A 19,519-nucleotide genomic window follows, 5' to 3' on the forward strand; every position below is an offset into this window, starting at 1 on the left:
ATTTTAGAACAAAAGTGCCTAGAAAGACATGTGCACGTCTACTCAAGACTGGCAACGCCATATCACTGCGCTGACGACGATGCGTTACTGCTTCCCGCCACCTTGGCAGGCATACCCAGTCGACCAATGCCAGGCAGTTTGAGAGCGGGGCGCATAATATCGATACCGACACTCATGCCCAGCAGGTTGAGCTCGATGCCCTCCTCCAGCGCTAGCATGATGCCCAACACGCCTCCCAGCGAGAGTTGATACCCCGTCCCGCTGGGCACACGGGCGACGACGCCATTGAACAGATAGTCTTTCCCCACGGCGGTCGTGGGTAGCGCCACATCGAAACCATCGACCTCGCGGATCACCCAAGCAATGAAGCTGTTGCTATTGGGTCCTGGCCAAACTCGGTACAGATCGGCTTGCGGATAGCGCGCTACGGCGTCTTGTATATGGGGGATCAAATCAGCAGCCGCCGCGCCGCGATAGTCAGCAAGCAGCTCAGGCGGGTGTCCAAACCAGGCTCGGTCAGGCGTATCGATGGAGGAGACGACCGTTGGGCGTCGCCAGCTCAACACTTGATGCAGTTGATACTCCCGCGCCCCCTCTGCTTTGGTCGCAATCCAAATATGCACACCAAAGGCGCCGCGCCAGCTATAGGCACGGGCCGCATAGACCTGTACGACAGCATCTTGGACGCGATCCGGAGAGGGGGCCAACCCTGCAGACGAACGATCGAGATTCGACCAGTGCCCATCGGTAATGACCTGTTGACTGGCCAATATCCACACCGGGCCTGCCAGCAATAAGACCAACAAGGCCGTCATGGCAGCCAGCCAGCGCAGTACGGTTTTCATGAAACTATCCAGATGAGAGAGGGAAATCCACTGCAGCAACTACCCATGACGCTATTGTTCAGGCGGGCTGCGACTCTGCGTATGCCCTTCGCAACTGGCTGACGTCGGCGCGTGGTGGTGCGCCAAACATGCGGCTATATTCGCGGCTGAAGTGGGAAGGGCTTTCATAGCCTACCCGGTAGCTTGCAGTGGCTGCCTCGAGCCCCTCCGCCAGCATCAGCCGTCGCGCCTCGTGTAGACGCAGCTTCTTTTGGAACTGCAGGGGCGACATGCGTGTCACTTGACGAAAGCTATGATAAAGCGTCGATTCGCTCATGTTAACGGTCGCTGCCAATTCGCGGATCTTAAGCGGCTGGGCATAGTGCTCTTTAAGCGTGTCAATCACTTGCGCAATCCGATTAGCCTGGGAGTCTGAGGCAGCAAACCGACGCATGTGCGGGCCCATGGCACCCGTTAATGCTCGGTAGATTAACTCTCGTCGCGCTAGCGGCGAAAGCACCTGAATATCTTCCGGTGAGTCGAGTAGACTTAACAAACGATAGAGCGCGCCCTGCATCAGGGGATCCATGTACGCCGACGTTAACCCGCAGTCCATCTCAGGACAGATAGCATCACGCCCCCCATTTGGAGCCCTATCCCCTAACTCTAGTATTAGTCCCGCCACCTCCTGGGGGTCCACCGAGACCTTTACTGCTAGGAAAGGTCTTTCTGGTGAAGCATGGTCAATCCTGCCCACCACCGGTAAATGAACGGCGCTCGCCATGTAGCTGGGGCCGGTGTAGATGATCTCCTTGTCACCCAGCAATACGGTTTTGCTGCCCTGAATAACGAAGCACAGGCACGGCTCATAGACGGCACAGTGAAAACTACTAGGGGCATCAGTGCGCACCAGTTGGACTTCGGCAATCGCCGTGTCTTGAAGGGCTTCCAGCGGCGACCAACGGCGGACGACCTGGCTCAATTGCGGTAACAAGCTGTCGCTGCACTGGGCAATCTGTTCGGGCGCGATAACGGTCACGGGATTTCCTCCTTAATAATTTGCAGTATATGCCCTCTCCTGAAGAACCGAAGGCTTTTCGGTTGGTTTTGCAGAATTAGGCAAGTACACCGTCGAAACCGACAATTCGCACTCAGTGTCATCAGGTTGTCATCTTTCCTTTGCACCGAGACACGTCGTTATTTCGCCTCCACCGGCTTCTTTGTGCTTTCACTCACTGCGACAGAATTAGGCAATCTTTCCGCAGGAACCTGATACCTCTCACGATCCCCGATCCCCTATGTTAGCTCGTATCCAATCAGTGCTTAGGGTCTCTGGTCGAATCTGGCGCTACTGAACCAACGACATGACTGCCAACGTGCCCTCCAAAAGCATAACGAAAGCCGCTACTGGTTGCCGGTAGCCAAGGGAGCAAACCCTCATGAGAAGTTTTTCTCGAAGAGTCCGCCTTGAACGTAGTCGGGCTGTCATACCGTTTTTACTCATCATGGTCTTACTCGCTGGCTGCGAGGCTCAGAGCGATGGGGCAGCCGCCCCCTCGCAGCCGCCACCCGAGGTTGACGTAGTGGAAGTGGTAACTCAGCCGATGGTGTTGAGCGAGTCATTCACTGGGCGGGTAGAAGCCGCCGAAACGGTGGAGTTGAGAGCTCGGGTTAGCGGCTATATCCAAGAGGTGGCCTTTGTAGAGGGCGACCTGGTCGAACAGGGAGAGTTACTGTTTCTCATCGATCCACGTCCCTACCAAGCCCGCGTGAGCGCGGCCCAAGCGGATCTTGCACAAGCCAGGAGCCAATTGGCTCAGGCCAGCAGCGAGGCCGAGCGTGCCAGGGTGTTACTGGGGCGTCAGGCCATTTCCCAAGAGGTGCATGATCAGCGCCAATCGGCTCTGAATAATAACCGCGCTATGGTGGCTGCTGCCGAAGCTGCGCTGCAGACCGCCGAGCTTGACCTCGCGTATACACGCATAACGGCTCCGATTAGTGGACGCGTCGGACGGGCGATGGTAACTCGCGGCAACCTAGCCAATGCCGACCAGAGCCTGTTGACCACGCTGGTGAGTATTGATCCGGTACACGTTTACTTTGATGCAGACGAGCAAGCTGCATTTGCCAGCCGTGCACTCTTAAGCAATGAGGTGTCGAATCACTTGGCCATCGAACTGGGCGGCGACCCGCAACGGCAGTACACGGGCACCCTAGACTTTATCGACAATCACTTAAATCCCAGTACGGGCACCTTACAATTCCGGGCGGTGCTGGCCAATCCAGATGGCCGCATTCGGCCTGGAGAGTTTGCAAGGGTCGAAATGCCGGTTGCTCGCTTAGAGCAAGCCTTACTGATAGACCGTAAGGCAGTGCTGACTAATCAAGATCGCCGCTACGTCTATGTCGTCAATGAGCATAACCTAGCAGAACAGCGACAGGTCACCACAGGAAGGCAGGTAGCAGAACGTACCGTCATCATCGATGGGCTTCAAGCAGGTGATCGAGTGATCGTCAATGGTGTACAAAAAGTGTTCTTCCCCGGTATGGAAGTGAGCCCCAAAAGCGTAGCGACCGCACCGGTGGCTAACATCCGTGCTTCCAATGAGCCCCCCGCCATTGCGGCCAGGGAAGAGTAAATCGCCATGAATTTCTCCCGTTTTTTCGTGGACCGTCCGATTTTTGCGGCCGTGCTATCGATCATCATTCTGGCGGTGGGGCTGATCTCCATTCCCAATCTACCGATAAGCGAGTACCCGGATGTCGTGCCGCCCTCAGTGGTGGTGAGAACCGTTTACCCCGGTGCCAATCCGCAGGAGATTGCCGAGACCGTAGCGACGCCGTTGGAGGAAGCCATCAATGGCGTTGAGGACATGATGTACCTCAAGTCTGTTGCAGGCTCTGATGGCGTACTGCAAATGACCGTCAACTTCCGTCCCGGCACCGATGCTGAACAGGCGGCGGTTCGCGTGCAGAACCGCGTTAGCCAGGCAGAGGCTAGGTTGCCGGAAGCCGTACGTCGTCAAGGCGTCACTACCCAGAAACAATCGCCAACGTTTTTGATGGTCGTTCATCTAACCTCACCTAGCGGTGAGTACGACACCCTTTATCTGCGCAACTATGTTCGACTGAATGTACGCGACCGACTCGCCCGGCTCGATGGGATAGGGGATGCGCAAATCTTCGGTGGCGGAGATTACGCCATGCGCGCATGGCTGGATCCAGACCGAATAGCCGCCCGAGGCCTGACGGCCAGCGATGTCGTTGGGGCCATGCGCGAGCAGAACGTGCAGGTCTCTGCCGGGCAGTTGGGCGCCGAACCCATCGCGAATAGCGATTTTCTCACTCTGATCAACGCCCGCGGGCGGTTGGAAACGGTGGAAGAGTTTGGTGACATCGTACTTAGTCGTGGTGACAGCGGCGAAATACTGAGGCTGGCGGATGTGGCCCGGCTGGAAATGGGTGCCGGGGACTATACGCTGCGCTCGCAGCTAGACGGCAATAACGCGGTAGGAGTGGGTATATTCCAGGCACCGGGTGCCAATGCGCTGGAGATTCGCGAGCAGGTGATTGCCACCATGGAGGAGCTGTCCGAGCAGTTCCCTGAAGGTGTCGAGTACGAAGCCGTCTACGACACCACGATCTTTGTGAATGATTCTATAAAGTCGGTGATCGCCACCCTACTGGAAGCCGTACTGCTGGTGGTGCTGGTCGTCACGCTGTTCTTGCAAACATGGCGAGCTTCTATCATTCCATTGCTGGCGGTACCGGTCTCGGTGATCGGCACCTTTGGCGCGCTCTACCTGCTGGGCTACTCCATCAACACGCTGACACTGTTTGGCCTGGTGTTGGCCATCGGTATCGTGGTGGACGACGCCATCGTGGTGGTGGAAAACGTCGAGCGCAATATCGAAGAGGGCTTAAAGCCACAGGCCGCCGCTCATCAGGCCATGCGGGAAGTCTCTGGCCCTATCATTGCCGTAGGCCTGGTACTGTGCGCAGTGTTTATCCCCATGGCTTTCCTGTCTGGGGTGACCGGTCAGTTCTATCGACAGTTCGCGGTGACGATTGCCATCTCCACGGTGATCTCCACCATCAACTCCCTGACGCTCTCTCCCGCGCTGGCGGCGATGCTACTCAAGCCCCATAACGCGCCCAAAGATCGCCTCACCCGTGTGATAGATACCCTGTTCGGCTGGATTTTCCGTCCTTTCAACCGTTTCTTTAATGCCAGCTCCAACAAGTACCAGAGCAGCGTGGCCCGCTCCCTAAAGCATCGTGGCGCGGTGTTCGTAATTTACGCCCTACTTCTATTAGGCACCGGCGTGATGTTCAAAGCAGTTCCGCCTGGCTTCATTCCAGTGCAAGACAAGCTCTACCTGATTGCTGGCGTCATCCTGCCGGAAGGGGCGTCGCTGGAGCGAACCGACGAGATGCTTCAGGACGTGGTGGATATTGCCATGGAGACCGAAGGCGTGGAGCACGCCATTGCCTTTCCAGGCCTGAACGCGCTGCAGTTTACCAACACCTCCAACACCGGGGTGGCCTTTCTTACTCTCAGCGCCTTTGATGAGCGCAGCCTTAGCGCCGCGGAGATAAATGCCCGCATCAACCAGGGCATTGGTGGTTTGAAAGAGGGGTTTGCATTTTCTTTCATGCCACCACCGATTCTTGGCCTGGGCAATGGATCGGGGTTCCAGCTATTCATTGAGGATCGCGGCAATCTTGGCTTCGGGGCGCTGCAGCAGGCGGTCAATCAACTCCAGGGCGCGATTGCGCAAACACCGGGGATGGGCTTTCCGATCAGCAGCTATCAATCCAACGTACCGCAGTTGGATGCCGAGGTGGATCGGCTGAGAGCCAAGGCCCAAGGCGTGCCGTTGACCGAACTGTTCGATACCCTGCAGACCTATCTTGGCTCGACCTACGTGAATGACTTCAACCGCTTTGGCCGCACCTGGCAGGTAATCGCCCAGGCAGACGCTCCTTACCGCACCAGCGTTGAAGATATCGCCCAGCTACGTACCCGTAATGATCGGGGGGAGATGGTACCCATCGGCACGATGGTAGATATCAAGCAAACCTTCGGGCCCGACCCGGTGCTGCGCTACAACGGCTACCCAGCGGCGGACTTGGCCGGCGAATTTGATCCCCGCGACCTCTCCTCTGCCCAAGCAATGGAGACTATTAACGCCCTGGCGGAAGAAGTGTTACCACCAGGCATGGCGCTTGAATGGACCGACTTGAGCTACCAGCAATCCACCCAGGGTAATGCGGCGATGATCGTCTTCCCGCTGTCGATCCTACTGGTATTTTTGGTGTTGGCCGCGCTTTACGAGAGTTGGACGCTACCACTCGCCGTCATTCTGATTGTACCCATGTCGATGCTGGCCGCGCTGATCGGCGTATGGTTTGGCAGTGGCGATAACAATATCTTCGTGCAGGTAGGGCTGGTCGTGCTGATTGGCCTGGCGTGTAAAAACGCCATACTGATCGTGGAATTCGCCCGCGAGTTGGAACTGCAGGGCAAGAGCATCGTGGAAGCCGCCCTGGAAGCCTGCCGACTACGGTTGCGGCCGATCATCATGACCTCGATTGCTTTCACGGCAGCAGTTTTACCGTCGGTGATCGCTACCGGCGCAGGCGCCGAGGTACGCGCAGCACTTGGCACGGCGGTGTTTGCGGGCATGATCGGCGTCACTCTGTTTGGCCTGTTCTTGACACCGGTGTTTTACGTGTCACTGCGTAAACTCTCGGGATCGCGACCGCTCGTCAGCCATCACGGCGCTTCGTTGGGTGGCCCCGCCCTTCCCTCCAACCAACTCCATATGGAGTGATAACGAGGGTTGCCAATCAGCACATGCCAAGAGCGAGGGTGCTTTCCAGAAGCGCCCTCACCATTCAATGACTGGCACTTTTACCGGACAGATGACATTGCCCACATTCCGACGATGCGATCATGAGCAATCAGTAGACTTAACAGGCGGTAAAGAATTAGGACGAAGGGTAATTGTCTGGAAAGTAGAACTCAGAAATGGAGGCGGCCCCAAAAGCCACATCCCGGCACACGCAGCCACCACTACCGTTGCTCCCTTCCGGGCCTGGCGGGGTTCGCAGTTTAGCGTTGCGGGAGGACCTAAGGGGCCACCATAGTCGTATGCGTTTGAATGCATACTGACGCTGATTGGTGGCTACGCCCTGATTTGAACAGGGGACCCCATCATTATGAGTGATGTGCTCTAACCAACTGAGCTACGTAGCCTTTCCGAGATCAGCGGGTGCAGAGTATGCCTATATTAGCGGCAAAAGGCAAGCCGAAATGGCCTGCCTTTTCATGCGCTCAACGCACGCGCTTACAACGCCGACTGTACGGCAGGTAGTGCGTCGCCGCCATCACGCGTCGTCACGCCTTCCAACCACGCCTCCAATACATCGGGATGTGCACTCAGGTAGTCACGCGCCGCTTCTCGAGGTTCGACCCCCTCGTCCATGATGGCGCTCATCAACTGGTTTTCCATCTCCAGCGTGAACGTCATGTTGCTCAGCAACTCACCGATGTTCGGGCAAGACTCGACGAAACCAGCGCGGGTATTGGTATAGACCGTCGCGCCACCGAGATTGGGGCCAAAATAGTCGTCTGCGTCAGACAGGTACGCCATCTCGAAATTGGTGTTCATGGGGTGCGGCTCCCAACCCAGGAACACCATCCACTTCTCATTGGGAACCCGCGCACTCAGCTCGGCCAGCATGCCCGCCTCGCTGGAATCGATCACCTGCCAATCACCTAGCCCGTAGGCATCATCATCGATCATTTGCTGAATGAGTTCGTTGCCGTCATTGCCCGCCTCGATGCCGTGAATGCGCTGCTCGAACCGATCGGCATGCTCGGCTAGATCATTCACCGAGGTCACGCCCGCGTCATATACGTACTGCGGCACTGCCAGTGTGTACTTGGCCCCTTCGAGGTTGGCCGTTAGACGTTCGACCTCGCCACGCTCGATGTAGGGGTCGCTGATGGAGGCCATGGAGGGCATCCAGTTACCCAAGAAGACGTCGAAATCGTCATTACGCATGCCGGCGTAGGCAATGGGCACCGAGACCGTATCGACACGGGGTTCATAGCCTAGCGCTTCCAATACTTCGCTGGCCAAGGCCGTCGTGGCGGTGATATCGGTCCAGCCCACCTCGGCAAAACGAACGCTACTACACTCATTGGCAGCAGCCGTCATCGGCAGGCAGGCGGTCACGAACAGAGCACTCAAGTGGCGTTTGGTTAGCTGTTTCATCCGTCGTCTTTCCTCGTTATCCGTTATGTTGAAACGCCCTCTACGGCGAGCAATGCAGAGGCGAGAAACTATTCGACACACTTTTATTGATTGAACGTTCAATAAAAAAATGCCATCATGGTTAGGTAATCATGCCTACTCCTTCATTTCAAGGTGAGGAGCCAATGGGCATTCAACGTCATTAGGAGATAGCTGTGCCAAAGGTGGGAATGGAACCAATACGCCGCCAGCAGTTAATCAAGGCAACGATGGCGGCCATTGACGAAATGGGTCTTGCCGAGGCGACGGTCATGCGTATCGCCCGTCATGCGGGGGTTTCCGCTGGCATCATTAGCCACTACTTCGGCGGCAAGGATGGCTTGCTGGAAGCCACGATGCGGCAAATTTTGACCGATCTCAGCGATGCCGTTGCGGCGCGACGCCGTGCACTAGAAGATGACTCTCCCCGCGCCCATATTGGTGCCATTATCGAGGGTAACTTCGACAGGACTCAGGTCACCGGGCCTGCCGCGAAGACGTGGCTTGCCTTCTGGGCAAGCAGCATGCACAAGCCCGTCTTGCAACGTCTTCAATACGTCAACGACCGCCGCCTATATACCAACCTGTGCCACCAGTTTCATCGCGTCATGCCCCGAGCCGATGCGCGCAACGCGGCCCGTGGTCTGGCGGCCATGATCGATGGCTTATGGCTGCGCGGCGCGCTGGCCCCCGAAGGCCTGGATGCCGCTGAGGCGCGCCATCTTGCGCACACCTATCTCGACCAGTTACTGACACATTACGGATGCTTTCAAGACGCATCCACTGCCGAACTTTATTAAGGAGATCGACATGGCCGCTCAAGACGTACAGCCCCTCTATATCGATGGTCGCCCGGTTGATGCCACCTCCGGCGAGACGTTTACCGTGACCAATCCTTATGATGGCAGCCTGCTGGCCACCATTGGTCAAGCAAGCCAAGCCGATGTCGATAGCGCCGTTCAGGCCGCACAGCGTGGCCAGCGCGAGTGGGCCGCCATGACCGGCATGGAGCGCTCGCGCATCCTGCTACGCGCCGTGGCACTTCTGCGCGAACGCAACGACGAACTCGCCGAGCTGGAAACGCGCAATACCGGCAAACCCATCAGCGAAACCGCCAGCGTCGATATCGTGACCGGTGCCGATGCCCTGGAGTACTACGCAGGCCTTGCCCCCGCCATCGAGGGCCACCAGATTCCTCTGCGCGACAGCTCGTTCGTATATACCCGCCGCGAACCGCTGGGTGTGATCGGCGCCATTGGTGCATGGAACTACCCGATTCAAATTGCCTGCTGGAAAGCCGCTCCGGCGCTAGCAGCGGGTAATGCGATCGTGTTCAAGCCCAGCGAAGTGACGCCGCTAACGGCCATGAAGTTGGCTGAAATCTTCAGTGAAGCTGGCCTGCCCAACGGCGTATTCAACGTGGTGCAGGGCGATGGCCGCGTCGGGGCCATGCTGACCGAGCACGAGGGCATTGCCAAAGTCTCGTTCACGGGTGAAGTCGGTACGGGCAAGAAGGTCATGGCGGCCGCCGGTGGCTCCACGCTGAAAGACGTGACGATGGAGCTGGGCGGTAAATCTCCGCTGATCGTGTTTGCCGATGCGGATCTGGACCGCGCAGCCGATGCCGCCATGATGGCGAACTTCTACTCCAGCGGCCAAATCTGCACCAACGGCACCCGCGTGTTCGTCGAGCGCAGCGTCAAAGACGCGTTCGAGGCCAAGCTGGTCGAGCGCGTGGCGCGCATCAAAGCGGGCGACCCCATGGACCCAAGCGTCAACTTCGGCCCGCTCGTCAGCTTCGAACATCAGGAAAAAGTGCTCTCCTACATCGCGCTGGGCAAAGAGCAAGGCGCACGCGTGCTGGCCGGTGGCGACGCGTGGGACAGCGGCGAATGGGCCAAAGGCGCCTGGGCAGCCCCCACCGTGTTCACCGACTGCACCGACGAGATGCGTGTCGTCAAAGAGGAGATCTTTGGCCCGGTCATGTCAGTACTGGTCTTCGACGACGAAGAGGAAGTCATCCGTCGCGCCAACGACACCAAATACGGCCTAGCCGCCGGCGTCTTCAGCGAAAGCCTGAACCGCGCGCACCGTGTGATTCACCGGTTAGAAGCCGGCATCTGCTGGGTCAACACCTGGGGCGAATCCCCGTCCGAAATGCCGGTGGGCGGCTATAAAGAGTCCGGCATTGGCCGTGAAAACGGTGTAGAAACCCTCAATCACTACACGCAAACCAAGTCCGTACAGATCGAGATGGGACCGTTCGAGTCGGTGTTTTAAGGCTGAACCCAGCTTTCGAACACGCCACTCCTCCTTCTTGATGAGAGAACCGCTATGTCTCAAGCAACTGAGTTCGATTACATTATCATCGGCGCCGGGTCAGCGGGTAACGTGCTGGCCACGCGCTTGACCGAAGACAGCGATGTCAGCGTGCTGCTGCTGGAGGCCGGCGGCCCCGACTACCGCTTCGATTTTCGCACCCAAATGCCTGCGGCGCTGGCTTACCCGCTGCAGGGCAAGCGTTACAACTGGGCGTTCGAAACCGACCCCGAACCCCATATGGACAACCGCCGTATGGAGTGCGGCCGTGGTAAGGGCCTTGGCGGCTCCTCGCTGATCAACGGCATGTGCTACATCCGCGGCAATGCGCTTGATTACGACCACTGGGCCAAACAGCCCGGCTTGGAGGAGTGGGACTACTTGAGCTGCCTGCCCTACTTCAAGAAGAGCGAAACCCGCGATATCGGCCCGAACGATTACCACGGCGGCGACGGGCCCGTCAGCGTGACCACGCCCAAAGCGGGCAACAATCCGCTTTACCGCACCTTTATCGAGGCGGGCAAGCAAGCCGGTTATCCAGAAACCGATGACGTCAACGGCTACCAACAAGAGGGCTTCGGCCCGATGGACCGCTTCGTGACGCCGAAGGGCCGCCGCGCCTCCACCGCACGTGGCTACCTGGATACGGCCAAACAGCGCAGCAACCTGACCATCGAAACCCGCGCCGTCACCGACGTGATCGAATTCGATGGTAAGCGCGCCGTCGGCGTCCGCTACGAGCAGAAAGGCCAGCCCAAGCAGGCTCGCGCGCGTCGCGAAGTGCTGCTGTGCGGTGGTGCGATTGCCTCGCCGCAAATCCTCCAGCGCTCCGGCGTGGGCAATCCTGAGTGGTTGAAAGAACTGGGCATTCCCGTCGTGCATGAACTGCCCGGCGTCGGCGAAAACCTGCAAGACCATCTGGAAATGTACATTCAGTACGAGTGCAAGGAGCCCATTTCGCTTTACCCGGCGCTAAAGTGGTACAACCAGCCGAAAATCGGCGCAGAATGGCTGTTCAAGGGCACCGGAGTGGGCGCCAGCAACCAGTTCGAGTCCTGTGGCTTCATCCGTAGCCGCGATGACGAGGAGTGGCCCAACCTGCAGTACCACTTCCTGCCCATTGCCATCAGCTATAACGGTAAAAGTGCCGTCGAGGCGCACGGTTTCCAAGCCCACGTCGGTTCCATGCGTTCAGAGAGCCGTGGACGCATTCGCCTTACGTCGAAAGACCCCCATGCGGCACCCAGCATTCTGTTCAACTACATGGCCAAGGAGAAGGATTGGGAAGAGTTCCGCGATGCGATTCGCTTGACGCGCGAGATCATCGCCCAGCCCGCCTTCGATCAGTATCGAGGCCGGGAAATCGCCCCCGGTCCAGACGTGCAGAGCGACGAAGCGCTCGACAACTTCGTCAAACAGCACGCCGAAACCGCCTACCACCCCTGCGGCAGCTGCCGCATGGGCGAAGGCGACATGGCCGTCACCGATGCCCAAGGCCGGGTACACGGGCTCGAAGGGCTGCGCGTGGTGGATGCCTCGCTGTTCCCGGTCATTCCTACCGGCAATTTGAATGCTCCCACCATCATGTTGGCGGAGAAAATCGCCGACCGCATTCGCGGACGCGAGCCCCTGCCCCGTGCCAACGTCGACTACTATGTCGCCAACGGCGCGCCTGCCAAGCAGGCATCGTAAGCCGATATCGACACGGGTTCGCCAACCCGCTGCGTCAAAACGCCATGGCCTCGCGCCATGGCGTTTTTTTATGCCCTAACTGCGCTACATTGAAGATATAAAGCGAACGTATGACGGTGAAAGGCTTGCACTAAGCATCATGACTCTGCGAATATTCAAACATACGTTTAAATACGTTCATCGATAACCACCCACGGAGAACACCCATGCTCACCTTACTCCTCATCGTGCTTGCCGCTGCCGGCTTGCTCGTGGTGATGCGTCGCGAGGCAGGGGCCACCCCTGCGCTTGCTCTGTTAGGCGTACTGGGCTTAGCCGGCCTGGTACTCGGCGCCCCAATCGTGGGCACACTGCTGTTGATTGGCGCTGCGGCAGTGGCCGTTGCAGGCCTACCTGCACTGCGTCGCCAATGGTTGACGCCGCGCATCTTTGCCACCTTCAAAAAAGTCGCTCCCAAAGTATCGGCGACCGAGCGTACCGCCTTGGAAGCGGGCAGCGTCTCTTGGGACGGCGAACTCTTCTCGGGTAAACCCCAATGGCAATCGCTGCTCGACTTCAAAGACGACGGCTTGAGTGATGAAGAGCAGGCGTTTCTAGACAACCAGTGCGCCAAAGCTGCCGGCATGTGCAACGCTTGGGAGATTGCCCGTGAGCGCGCCGATCTGCCCCAGGAGTTGTGGGATTACCTGAAGAAAGAGGGCTTCTTCGGCATGATCATTCCGAAGGAGTACGGCGGCCTGGGGTTCTCGGCCAAAGCGCAGTCCATGGTGCTGCAAAAGCTCTCCGCCAACGAAACGTTGATGGTCACCGTAGGCGTGCCCAACTCTCTGGGCCCGGGCGAACTGCTGCTGAAGTACGGCACCGAAGCGCAGAAAGACCACTATCTGCCGCGCCTGGCCGATGGTCGTGAAATTCCCTGTTTTGGCCTCACCGGCCCCCGTGCAGGCTCCGATGCGACCTCCCTGCCGGATACCGGCGTGGTGTGTAAGCAGGTCATTAATGGCGAGGAAGTGGTCGGCGTGCGCCTGAACTTCGAGAAGCGCTGGATCACCCTGGCGCCCATCGCCACCGTGGTTGGCCTAGCATTCCGTCTCTTCGACCCGGACAACCTGCTCGGCGACGAAGAAGATCGGGGCATTACCCTGGCGCTAATTCCCCGCGACACCCAAGGGATGGACATCGGTCGTCGCCACCACCCTATTGGCAGCCCGTTCATGAATGGCCCGATCAAGGGCAAAGACGTGTTCGTACCGCTGGACACCATCATCGGTGGCCCGGATATGATCGGCCAAGGCTGGCGTATGCTGGTCGAGTGCCTGTCGATTGGCCGCTGCATCACGCTACCCTCGGGCGCCACCGGCACCGCGCGTTACGCGTTGGGCTGGAGCGGCGGTTTCACCCGCGTGCGTCGTCAGTTCAACGTGCCGGTTGCTGAAATGGAAGGCGTTCAAGAGCCGTTGGCGCGCATGGCGTCGCTGGCTTACATTTCCGCCGCCACGGTGTACCAAACCGCTAACCTGATCGATCACGGCGAGAAACCGGCGGTACCCTCGGCCATTCTGAAAAGCCAGCTGACCGAGTTCCAGCGCGTACTACTCAGCGATGCAATGGATGTTCACGGTGGTAAAGCGGTCACGCTTGGCCCGCGTAACTATCTGGGTATTGGCTATAGCGCCAACCCGGTGGCCATTACTGTGGAAGGCGCCAACATCATGACCCGCAACCTGATGATCTTTGGTCAGGGCGCCATCCGCTGCCACCCCTACGTGCTGGAGGAGCTGGCTGCCAAGGATGCCAACGACGCGAAAGCATTCGACAAGGCGTTCTTTGGTCATGCGGGCCTGATTTTCGGCAACGCGGCCCGCGCCTTCACGCTGGGCTTCGGCCTCGGCAAGCCCAGCGTGCCGTTCAGCGGTCCGGCCGTTGGCTACGCGCAGGACATCGCGCGCCTGTCAGCCGGCTTTGGCCTCTGCGCCGACGCCGCCATGGCCAGCCTGGGCTCCACGCTGAAGAAGCGCGAAATGCTCTCGGCACGACTGGGCGACATTCTCTCCAACCTCTATCTGGCATCCATGGTGCTCAAGCAGTGGCACACCGGCAACAAGGTAGAAGGCGAAGAAGCGCTGCTGCACTACAGCCTGCAGTTCCTGCTCAACCGCGCTGAACAGGCGTTTGTCGAGATCTTCGACAACCTGCCCAACCGCGCCCTGGGCAAGGTGCTAAAAGTGGTTGTCATGCCGACGGGCCGCCGTTGGAACAAACCCCATGACGACCTGGCGCGGGATATTGCCCAGCGGGTATCGACTCATAGCGCGCTGCGCAGCAAGCTGCTTTCGAACACCTGGGACAAAGACGACGGTGCGGTGAGCAATCCGCTGGCACGCTATAACGCTCTGCTGGGTGATTACGACCGCGCCGAATCGATCTACCGCACGGTTAACAAAGCCTACGCCAAAGGGGAACTGCCACACACCGCGCTGCACCCCGAAGCACGTGTGGAAGCCGCGTTGGAGAAAGGCTTGATCAACGAAGAGGACGCTGCCTTCATGCGCACGTTCGAAGCCGAAGTACTGGAAATGCTGACCGTCGATGACTTCGCTTACGACGCCTTTGCCAACGACAAGTCGACATTGATCGACCACAACGCAACATCGGCCAAGGCGTCACCATCGGCAGAAACCAGCGTCAAATAACACGACCCTCATCTAGCGAGACCCTCGACCGGCCCTTTTGGGGCCGGTTTTTTTTGCGCGGACGTCATGTTCTAAAACGAAGCAAACGAACATGAAAGCACTCAAAAGCCATTGCCGAACGCTCAGCTGTCGATTCAACGAGTCAAAAAAGCACCATTCGGGCTCTTTCTACGCCTAAAAGCGAATACAAACGGCCATCAAAAGCGTTGCAAGTTCGAAAATGATCAACTAGCCTTTCGTTAATGAAAATATCGCCTGGGTAGGTTGTCTGATAATAAACGGTCAACAAACATGACCAACCACCCATCCCGCGATCAGCGCGCTGCGCAACTATCGACGATACCACCCATATCGATACCACCTATCAATAACAACGACGCTAGCGAGATTGGCATGTCCTTACATTTGCAACACATCGACCATGTCGTCGGGGGTCAATCCCACATCAGTGGGGTGGATCTCGAACTGGAACCCGGTTCCTTCAACGTATTGCTGGGACGGACCTTAGCAGGCAAAACCACGCTCATGCGTCTCATGGCAGGCTTGGAGCAACCTACCCGCGGGCGCATCTTCATGGACGGCAAAGACGTCACGGGCGTGTCGGTTCGCAAACGCAACGTGTCGATGGTCTACCAACAGTTCATCAATTACCCCAGCCTGACGGTACGCGACAATATTGCTTCACCGCTGAAACTAGCCAAAACGCCTCAGCAGGAAATCGATCGCCGTGTCGGCAGCATTGCCGAAATGCTGCATATCGAACATCTCCTTGATCGCTACCCGCAAGAGCTCTCCGGCGGACAGCAGCAGCGGACGGCCATGGGACGGGCACTTGTCAAAGATGCCGATCTGATTTTGTTCGACGAGCCGTTGGTCAATCTGGACTACAAACTGCGCGAAGAACTCCGCGACGAGCTGCGTGAGCTGTTCAAAGCCCGTAACTGCATTGCCGTTTATGCGACCACCGAACCCAACGAAGCGCTGGCACTCGGCGGCAATACGGCCGTGCTGCACGAAGGACGGCTGCTCCAGTACGGCCCCACCGAGCAAGTCTATCGCGAGCCCAACGGTCGCCACAGCGCCGAGATGTTCTCCGAGCCGCCGATCAACATCGTGCCCGGCAAACTCACCGCGACGGACATCACCTTCGATCAGTCGCTACATTTTCCCTGCGACCCAGCGCTGCAGATGCTAGCCCCTGGCGATTACGACTTTGGCGTGCGCGCCTCTCATATCACCCTCAACCCACAGTCAGTCGACGATCTCGAGCTGCCAGTCAGGGTCGACGTCGCCGAGATAAGCGGTTCTGAAACGTTCTTACACGTGCGCCATGAGCGCTTCCCACTGGTGCTACATTTAGCGGGAATTCACGAGTTTCACGTCAACGATGCGATCAACGTGTACTTCCCAACGCATCAGCTCTACGCCTTCGATAAACAGGGCAGCACCGTGCACATCCCCTCTTCTGCTCAAGGGAGCGTTGCCCATGGCTGAGATTACTTTAAAAGGCTTGGCGCACAGCTATAGCAAAAGTCCTAGCAGCCACAGCGACTACGCGATTCGTCAGATGGATCACGTGTGGCATCAGGGCGGCGCTTATGCCCTGCTGGGCCCGTCGGGCTGCGGTAAATCAACGCTGTTGAACATCATTTCGGGCCTGCTGGAGCCTTCAGAAGGTGACGTACTGTTCGACGGGCATCGCGTGAACGAGCTGCCACCGGAGGAGCGCAACATTGCCCAGGTGTTTCAGTTCCCGGTGATCTACGACACCATGACGGTGTACGACAACCTGGCTTTTCCGTTACGCAACATGAACACTCCCGAGTACAAGGTCGACCCGAAAGTTCGTGAAATTGCCGACATACTCGATCTTACGCCGCTGCTCTCTCGGAAAGCCAAAAACCTCACCGCCGATGAGAAGCAGAAAGTGTCCATGGGCCGCGGCCTAGTGCGTGACGACGTCTCCGCCATCTTGTTCGATGAGCCGCTCACGGTGATCGATCCACAGCTGAAGTGGAAGCTGCGCCGCAAGCTCAAAGAGATCCATGAGCGCTTCAATATCACCATGATCTACGTCACCCACGATCAGCTCGAAGCCTCTACCTTCGCGGACAAGATCGCAGTGATGTACGACGGCCAGGTGGTGCAGTTCGGCACGCCTCGTGAGCTGTTCGAAAAACCGGCGCATACCTTCGTGGGTTACTTCATTGGCAGCCCAGGCATGAACTTCATGAGCGTTACCCATCGAGCGGGCAATGTGATGTTTGGCGATCTGCCACTACCTGTGAACGAGGCCATTAGCCGCAGCGTGGCGGCGTCTAGCTCTAGCAATATCAAACTCGGCATTCGCCCTGAGTTCATTTCCGTCAGCCAAACCCCCGGGGCTGACAGCGTACCTATTGAAGTGGTCAACCTGCAGGACTTGGGCACCTATTCATTGCTGAGCTTTACCCTCAATGGCCAGTTGTTCAAGGCAAGGCTGCCCGAGGGGCATGCGCCGATCGGGGACGCGGCCCACGCCACGTTTTCCGATCAGCACATCGCGCTTTATGTCGATGAATACCTAGTGGAGATCGGCCATGAATAACAAAGTACTCAATAACCGCGCATGGCTACTGGTACTTCCCATGCTGGTGCTGGTGGCCTTTTCCGCCATCATTCCTTTGATGACCGTGGTCAACTACTCGGTACAGGACGTGCTCGGCCCTAATGCCCGCTTCTTCACCGGTACCGAGTGGTTTCATAGCATCTTGAACGACTCGGCGCTGCGCGATGCCTTCGTGCGTCAGATTTTGTTTTCCCTGACCATTCTCGCCATCCAAGTGCCTTTGGGCATTGGCATTGCGCTGATCATGCCTAAGCGCGGCTGGCAGGCCTCTGCCGTACTGATCTTGATTACCCTGCCGCTTCTGATCCCTTGGAACGTGGTGGGCAGCATTTGGCAGATCTTCACCCGTGGCGATATCGGCCTGATGGGCTGGGGCCTGCGGGAGTTGGGCATCAACTACAACATTACCCGCAATGCGGGGGATGCCTGGGCGACGATCATTTTGATGGACGTGTGGCACTGGACCCCACTGGTGGCCATGCTCTGCTACAGCGGCCTGCGTTCGATTCCCGAGGCTTACTACCAAGCCGCGCGTATCGACCGCGCCTCCAAGTGGGCCATCTTCCGCTACATCCAGCTTCCCAAGCTCACCAACGTGCTGGTCATTGCGGTGCTCCTGCGTTTCATGCACTCGTTCATGATTTACGCCGAACCTTTCGTACTGACCGGCGGCGGCCCGGGTAGCTCCACGACCTTTCTGAGCCAGTCACTGGCCACCATGGCCATCGGCCAGCAGGATCTAGGACCCTCTGCCGCGTTCTCGATCATCTACTTCCTGGTCATTTTGCTGGTGAGCTGGGTCTTCTACACCACCATCATGCACATGCAAAAAGATAAGAACCCGCACGGGGGAGCATGATATGTACCGCATAGACAACGCCCAGCAGGGCGAGAAGTACAACACCATATTTAGCCGCACGACCCCGGCCCAACGGCGCAAGCGCAACGCTCGCAGTCGCTTTCGCGCGCGGTTTCTCTTGGGGCTCTATCTGTTTCTGATGATCTTGCCAATTTACTGGCTTATCAACATGTCGCTGCAAACCAACAGCGAGATTTTGGGCTCCATGACGCTATGGCCCCAAAACCTGACGTTCGATAACTACATCGGCATTTTCACTAACTCAAGCTGGTACATGGGTTATGTGAACTCGATGTTGTATGTAGCGCTCAACATGCTGATCACCATCTGTGTGGCGCTACCTGCCGCCTATGCGTTCAGCCGTTACCGCTTCATCGGCGACAAGCACCTGTTCTTCTGGCTGCTCACCAACCTGATGGCACCGCCTGCGGTGTTCCTGCTGCCCTATTTCCAGCTCTACTACTCGGTAGGCTTGTTCGATACCCACATTGCCGTGGCGTTGGCCCACTGCCTGTTCAACATTCCGTTGGCCATCTGGATTTTGGAAGGTTTCATGAGCAGCGTGCCGAAAGAGATCGATGAGACGGCCTATATCGATGGGTATAGCTTTCCACGCTTCTTCATCAAGATCTTCATCCCTATGATCCGTTCCGGTATCGGTGTGACGCTCTTCTTCCTGTTCATGTTCTCGTGGGTCGAGCTGCTGCTGGCTCGCACGCTAACAGCGACCGATGCCCAACCGATTGGCATGATCATGACACGGACCTCCACCGCGTCGGGTATCGATTGGGGCACACTGGCCGCCGCCGGGGTGCTGACCATCGTGCCGGGCATTTTGGTGGTGTACTTCGTTCGCAACCATATCGCCAAGGGCTTTGCCCTGGGCCGCACCTAAGGAGCACCGTTATGTCTTGGATGGTATGGACGACACCGACTGCCATTTTCTTTTCATCCATTGCAGCGATGCTAGCAGGGATGACGCTGTGGGAGATCTTATCCCCCACCGTCGAACGCAAGGGGTTTCTACCCATTAGCACCACCCGCGGCGACCGGCTGTTCATCGGCCTGCTCTCCGCCGCGTTTATTCACCTGGGGGTGATTGGCTTCACAACGCTATCCATTTGGATAGCGCTGGCACTATCAGCGGTATGGCTGCTGGTGTTGATGCGCTGGGGCTAGGCCAACGGCTTTCTCAGCGGATGTACGGCGGTATCAAGGAC

General features: G+C 57.9%; 14 protein-coding genes, 1 tRNA gene and 1 other RNA gene. 11 read left to right on the forward strand and 5 right to left on the reverse strand.

All coding sequences use genetic code 11. From position 1 onward, the window contains the following. Positions 1-62: 62 nt before the first annotated feature. Both FRH_RS16095 and FRH_RS16100 read right to left on the reverse strand, forming a co-directional pair. On the reverse strand, positions 63-845 hold the full coding sequence (locus FRH_RS16095) for a DUF3750 domain-containing protein (RefSeq protein ID WP_153843391.1): 783 nt from the start codon (positions 843-845) through the stop codon (positions 63-65). Positions 846-903: 58 nt separating this feature from the next. Then, the gene (locus tag FRH_RS16100; protein ID WP_239283494.1) at positions 904-1,863 is read right to left on the reverse strand and encodes an AraC family transcriptional regulator; all 960 of its coding nucleotides are present in this window, start codon (positions 1,861-1,863) and stop codon (positions 904-906) included. A gap of 544 nt (positions 1,864-2,407) precedes the next feature. Here FRH_RS16100 and FRH_RS16105 point away from each other — a divergent pair. After that, a complete protein-coding gene (locus FRH_RS16105; RefSeq protein ID WP_281997252.1) occupies positions 2,408-3,463 on the forward strand; it encodes an efflux RND transporter periplasmic adaptor subunit in 1,056 nt (351 codons plus the stop codon). A gap of 6 nt (positions 3,464-3,469) precedes the next feature. Then, positions 3,470-6,661 (forward strand): multidrug efflux RND transporter permease subunit, encoded by a 3,192-nt coding sequence (locus FRH_RS16110; protein WP_281997253.1) that lies wholly within the window; start codon positions 3,470-3,472, stop codon positions 6,659-6,661. A gap of 207 nt (positions 6,662-6,868) precedes the next feature. Here the strand turns inward: FRH_RS16110 and ffs are convergent. The 3 genes from ffs to FRH_RS16125 form a co-directional block, all read right to left on the reverse strand. Further along, positions 6,869-6,965: signal recognition particle sRNA small type (ffs, locus tag FRH_RS16115), an RNA gene on the reverse strand. Positions 6,966-7,009: 44 nt separating this feature from the next. Further along, positions 7,010-7,086, reverse strand: a tRNA-Met gene (locus FRH_RS16120). Between the two features lie 91 nt (positions 7,087-7,177). Continuing rightward, positions 7,178-8,110 carry a choline ABC transporter substrate-binding protein gene (locus FRH_RS16125; protein WP_281997254.1) on the reverse strand — a complete coding sequence of 311 codons (933 nt, stop codon included), beginning with the start codon at positions 8,108-8,110 and terminating at the stop codon, positions 7,178-7,180. A 194-nt stretch (positions 8,111-8,304) separates the two neighbouring features. Between FRH_RS16125 and betI the strand changes: the two genes are divergently transcribed. From betI to FRH_RS16170, 9 genes are all read left to right on the forward strand, one after another. After that, positions 8,305-8,928 (forward strand): transcriptional regulator BetI, encoded by a 624-nt coding sequence (betI, locus tag FRH_RS16130; RefSeq protein ID WP_281997255.1) that lies wholly within the window; start codon positions 8,305-8,307, stop codon positions 8,926-8,928. Positions 8,929-8,938: 10 nt separating this feature from the next. Further along, positions 8,939-10,408, forward strand: a complete 1,470-nt coding sequence (betB, locus tag FRH_RS16135) for a betaine-aldehyde dehydrogenase (protein WP_281997256.1) — start codon at positions 8,939-8,941, stop codon at positions 10,406-10,408. A 54-nt stretch (positions 10,409-10,462) separates the two neighbouring features. Further along, complete coding sequence (betA, locus tag FRH_RS16140; RefSeq protein WP_281997257.1) at positions 10,463-12,139, forward strand: choline dehydrogenase; 1,677 nt, start codon at positions 10,463-10,465, stop codon at positions 12,137-12,139. 206 nt (positions 12,140-12,345) lie between these two features. Then, positions 12,346-14,832 carry an acyl-CoA dehydrogenase gene (locus FRH_RS16145; protein WP_281997258.1) on the forward strand — a complete coding sequence of 829 codons (2,487 nt, stop codon included), beginning with the start codon at positions 12,346-12,348 and terminating at the stop codon, positions 14,830-14,832. A gap of 393 nt (positions 14,833-15,225) precedes the next feature. Further along, entirely contained in the window at positions 15,226-16,326 is a 1,101-nt protein-coding gene (locus tag FRH_RS16150; RefSeq protein ID WP_239283518.1) for an ABC transporter ATP-binding protein, read from the forward strand. Further along, positions 16,319-17,419, forward strand: a complete 1,101-nt coding sequence (locus tag FRH_RS16155) for an ABC transporter ATP-binding protein (protein WP_139527355.1) — start codon at positions 16,319-16,321, stop codon at positions 17,417-17,419. Before FRH_RS16150 ends, FRH_RS16155 begins: the two co-directional genes overlap by 8 nt. After that, positions 17,412-18,299, forward strand: a complete 888-nt coding sequence (locus FRH_RS16160) for a sugar ABC transporter permease (RefSeq protein WP_044628028.1) — start codon at positions 17,412-17,414, stop codon at positions 18,297-18,299. The genes FRH_RS16155 and FRH_RS16160 overlap by 8 nt, the downstream gene beginning before the upstream one ends. 1 nt (position 18,300) lies before the next feature. Next, complete coding sequence (locus FRH_RS16165) at positions 18,301-19,194, forward strand: carbohydrate ABC transporter permease (protein WP_062359364.1); 894 nt, start codon at positions 18,301-18,303, stop codon at positions 19,192-19,194. Positions 19,195-19,205: 11 nt separating this feature from the next. Next, positions 19,206-19,478, forward strand: a complete 273-nt coding sequence (locus FRH_RS16170; protein ID WP_044628030.1) for a DUF2160 domain-containing protein — start codon at positions 19,206-19,208, stop codon at positions 19,476-19,478. Positions 19,479-19,519: the final 41 nt, after the last annotated feature.

It is taken from the genome of Halomonas sp. A020 (genome assembly GCF_027943625.1).
Lineage (GTDB): Bacteria > Pseudomonadota > Gammaproteobacteria > Pseudomonadales > Halomonadaceae > Vreelandella > Vreelandella piezotolerans.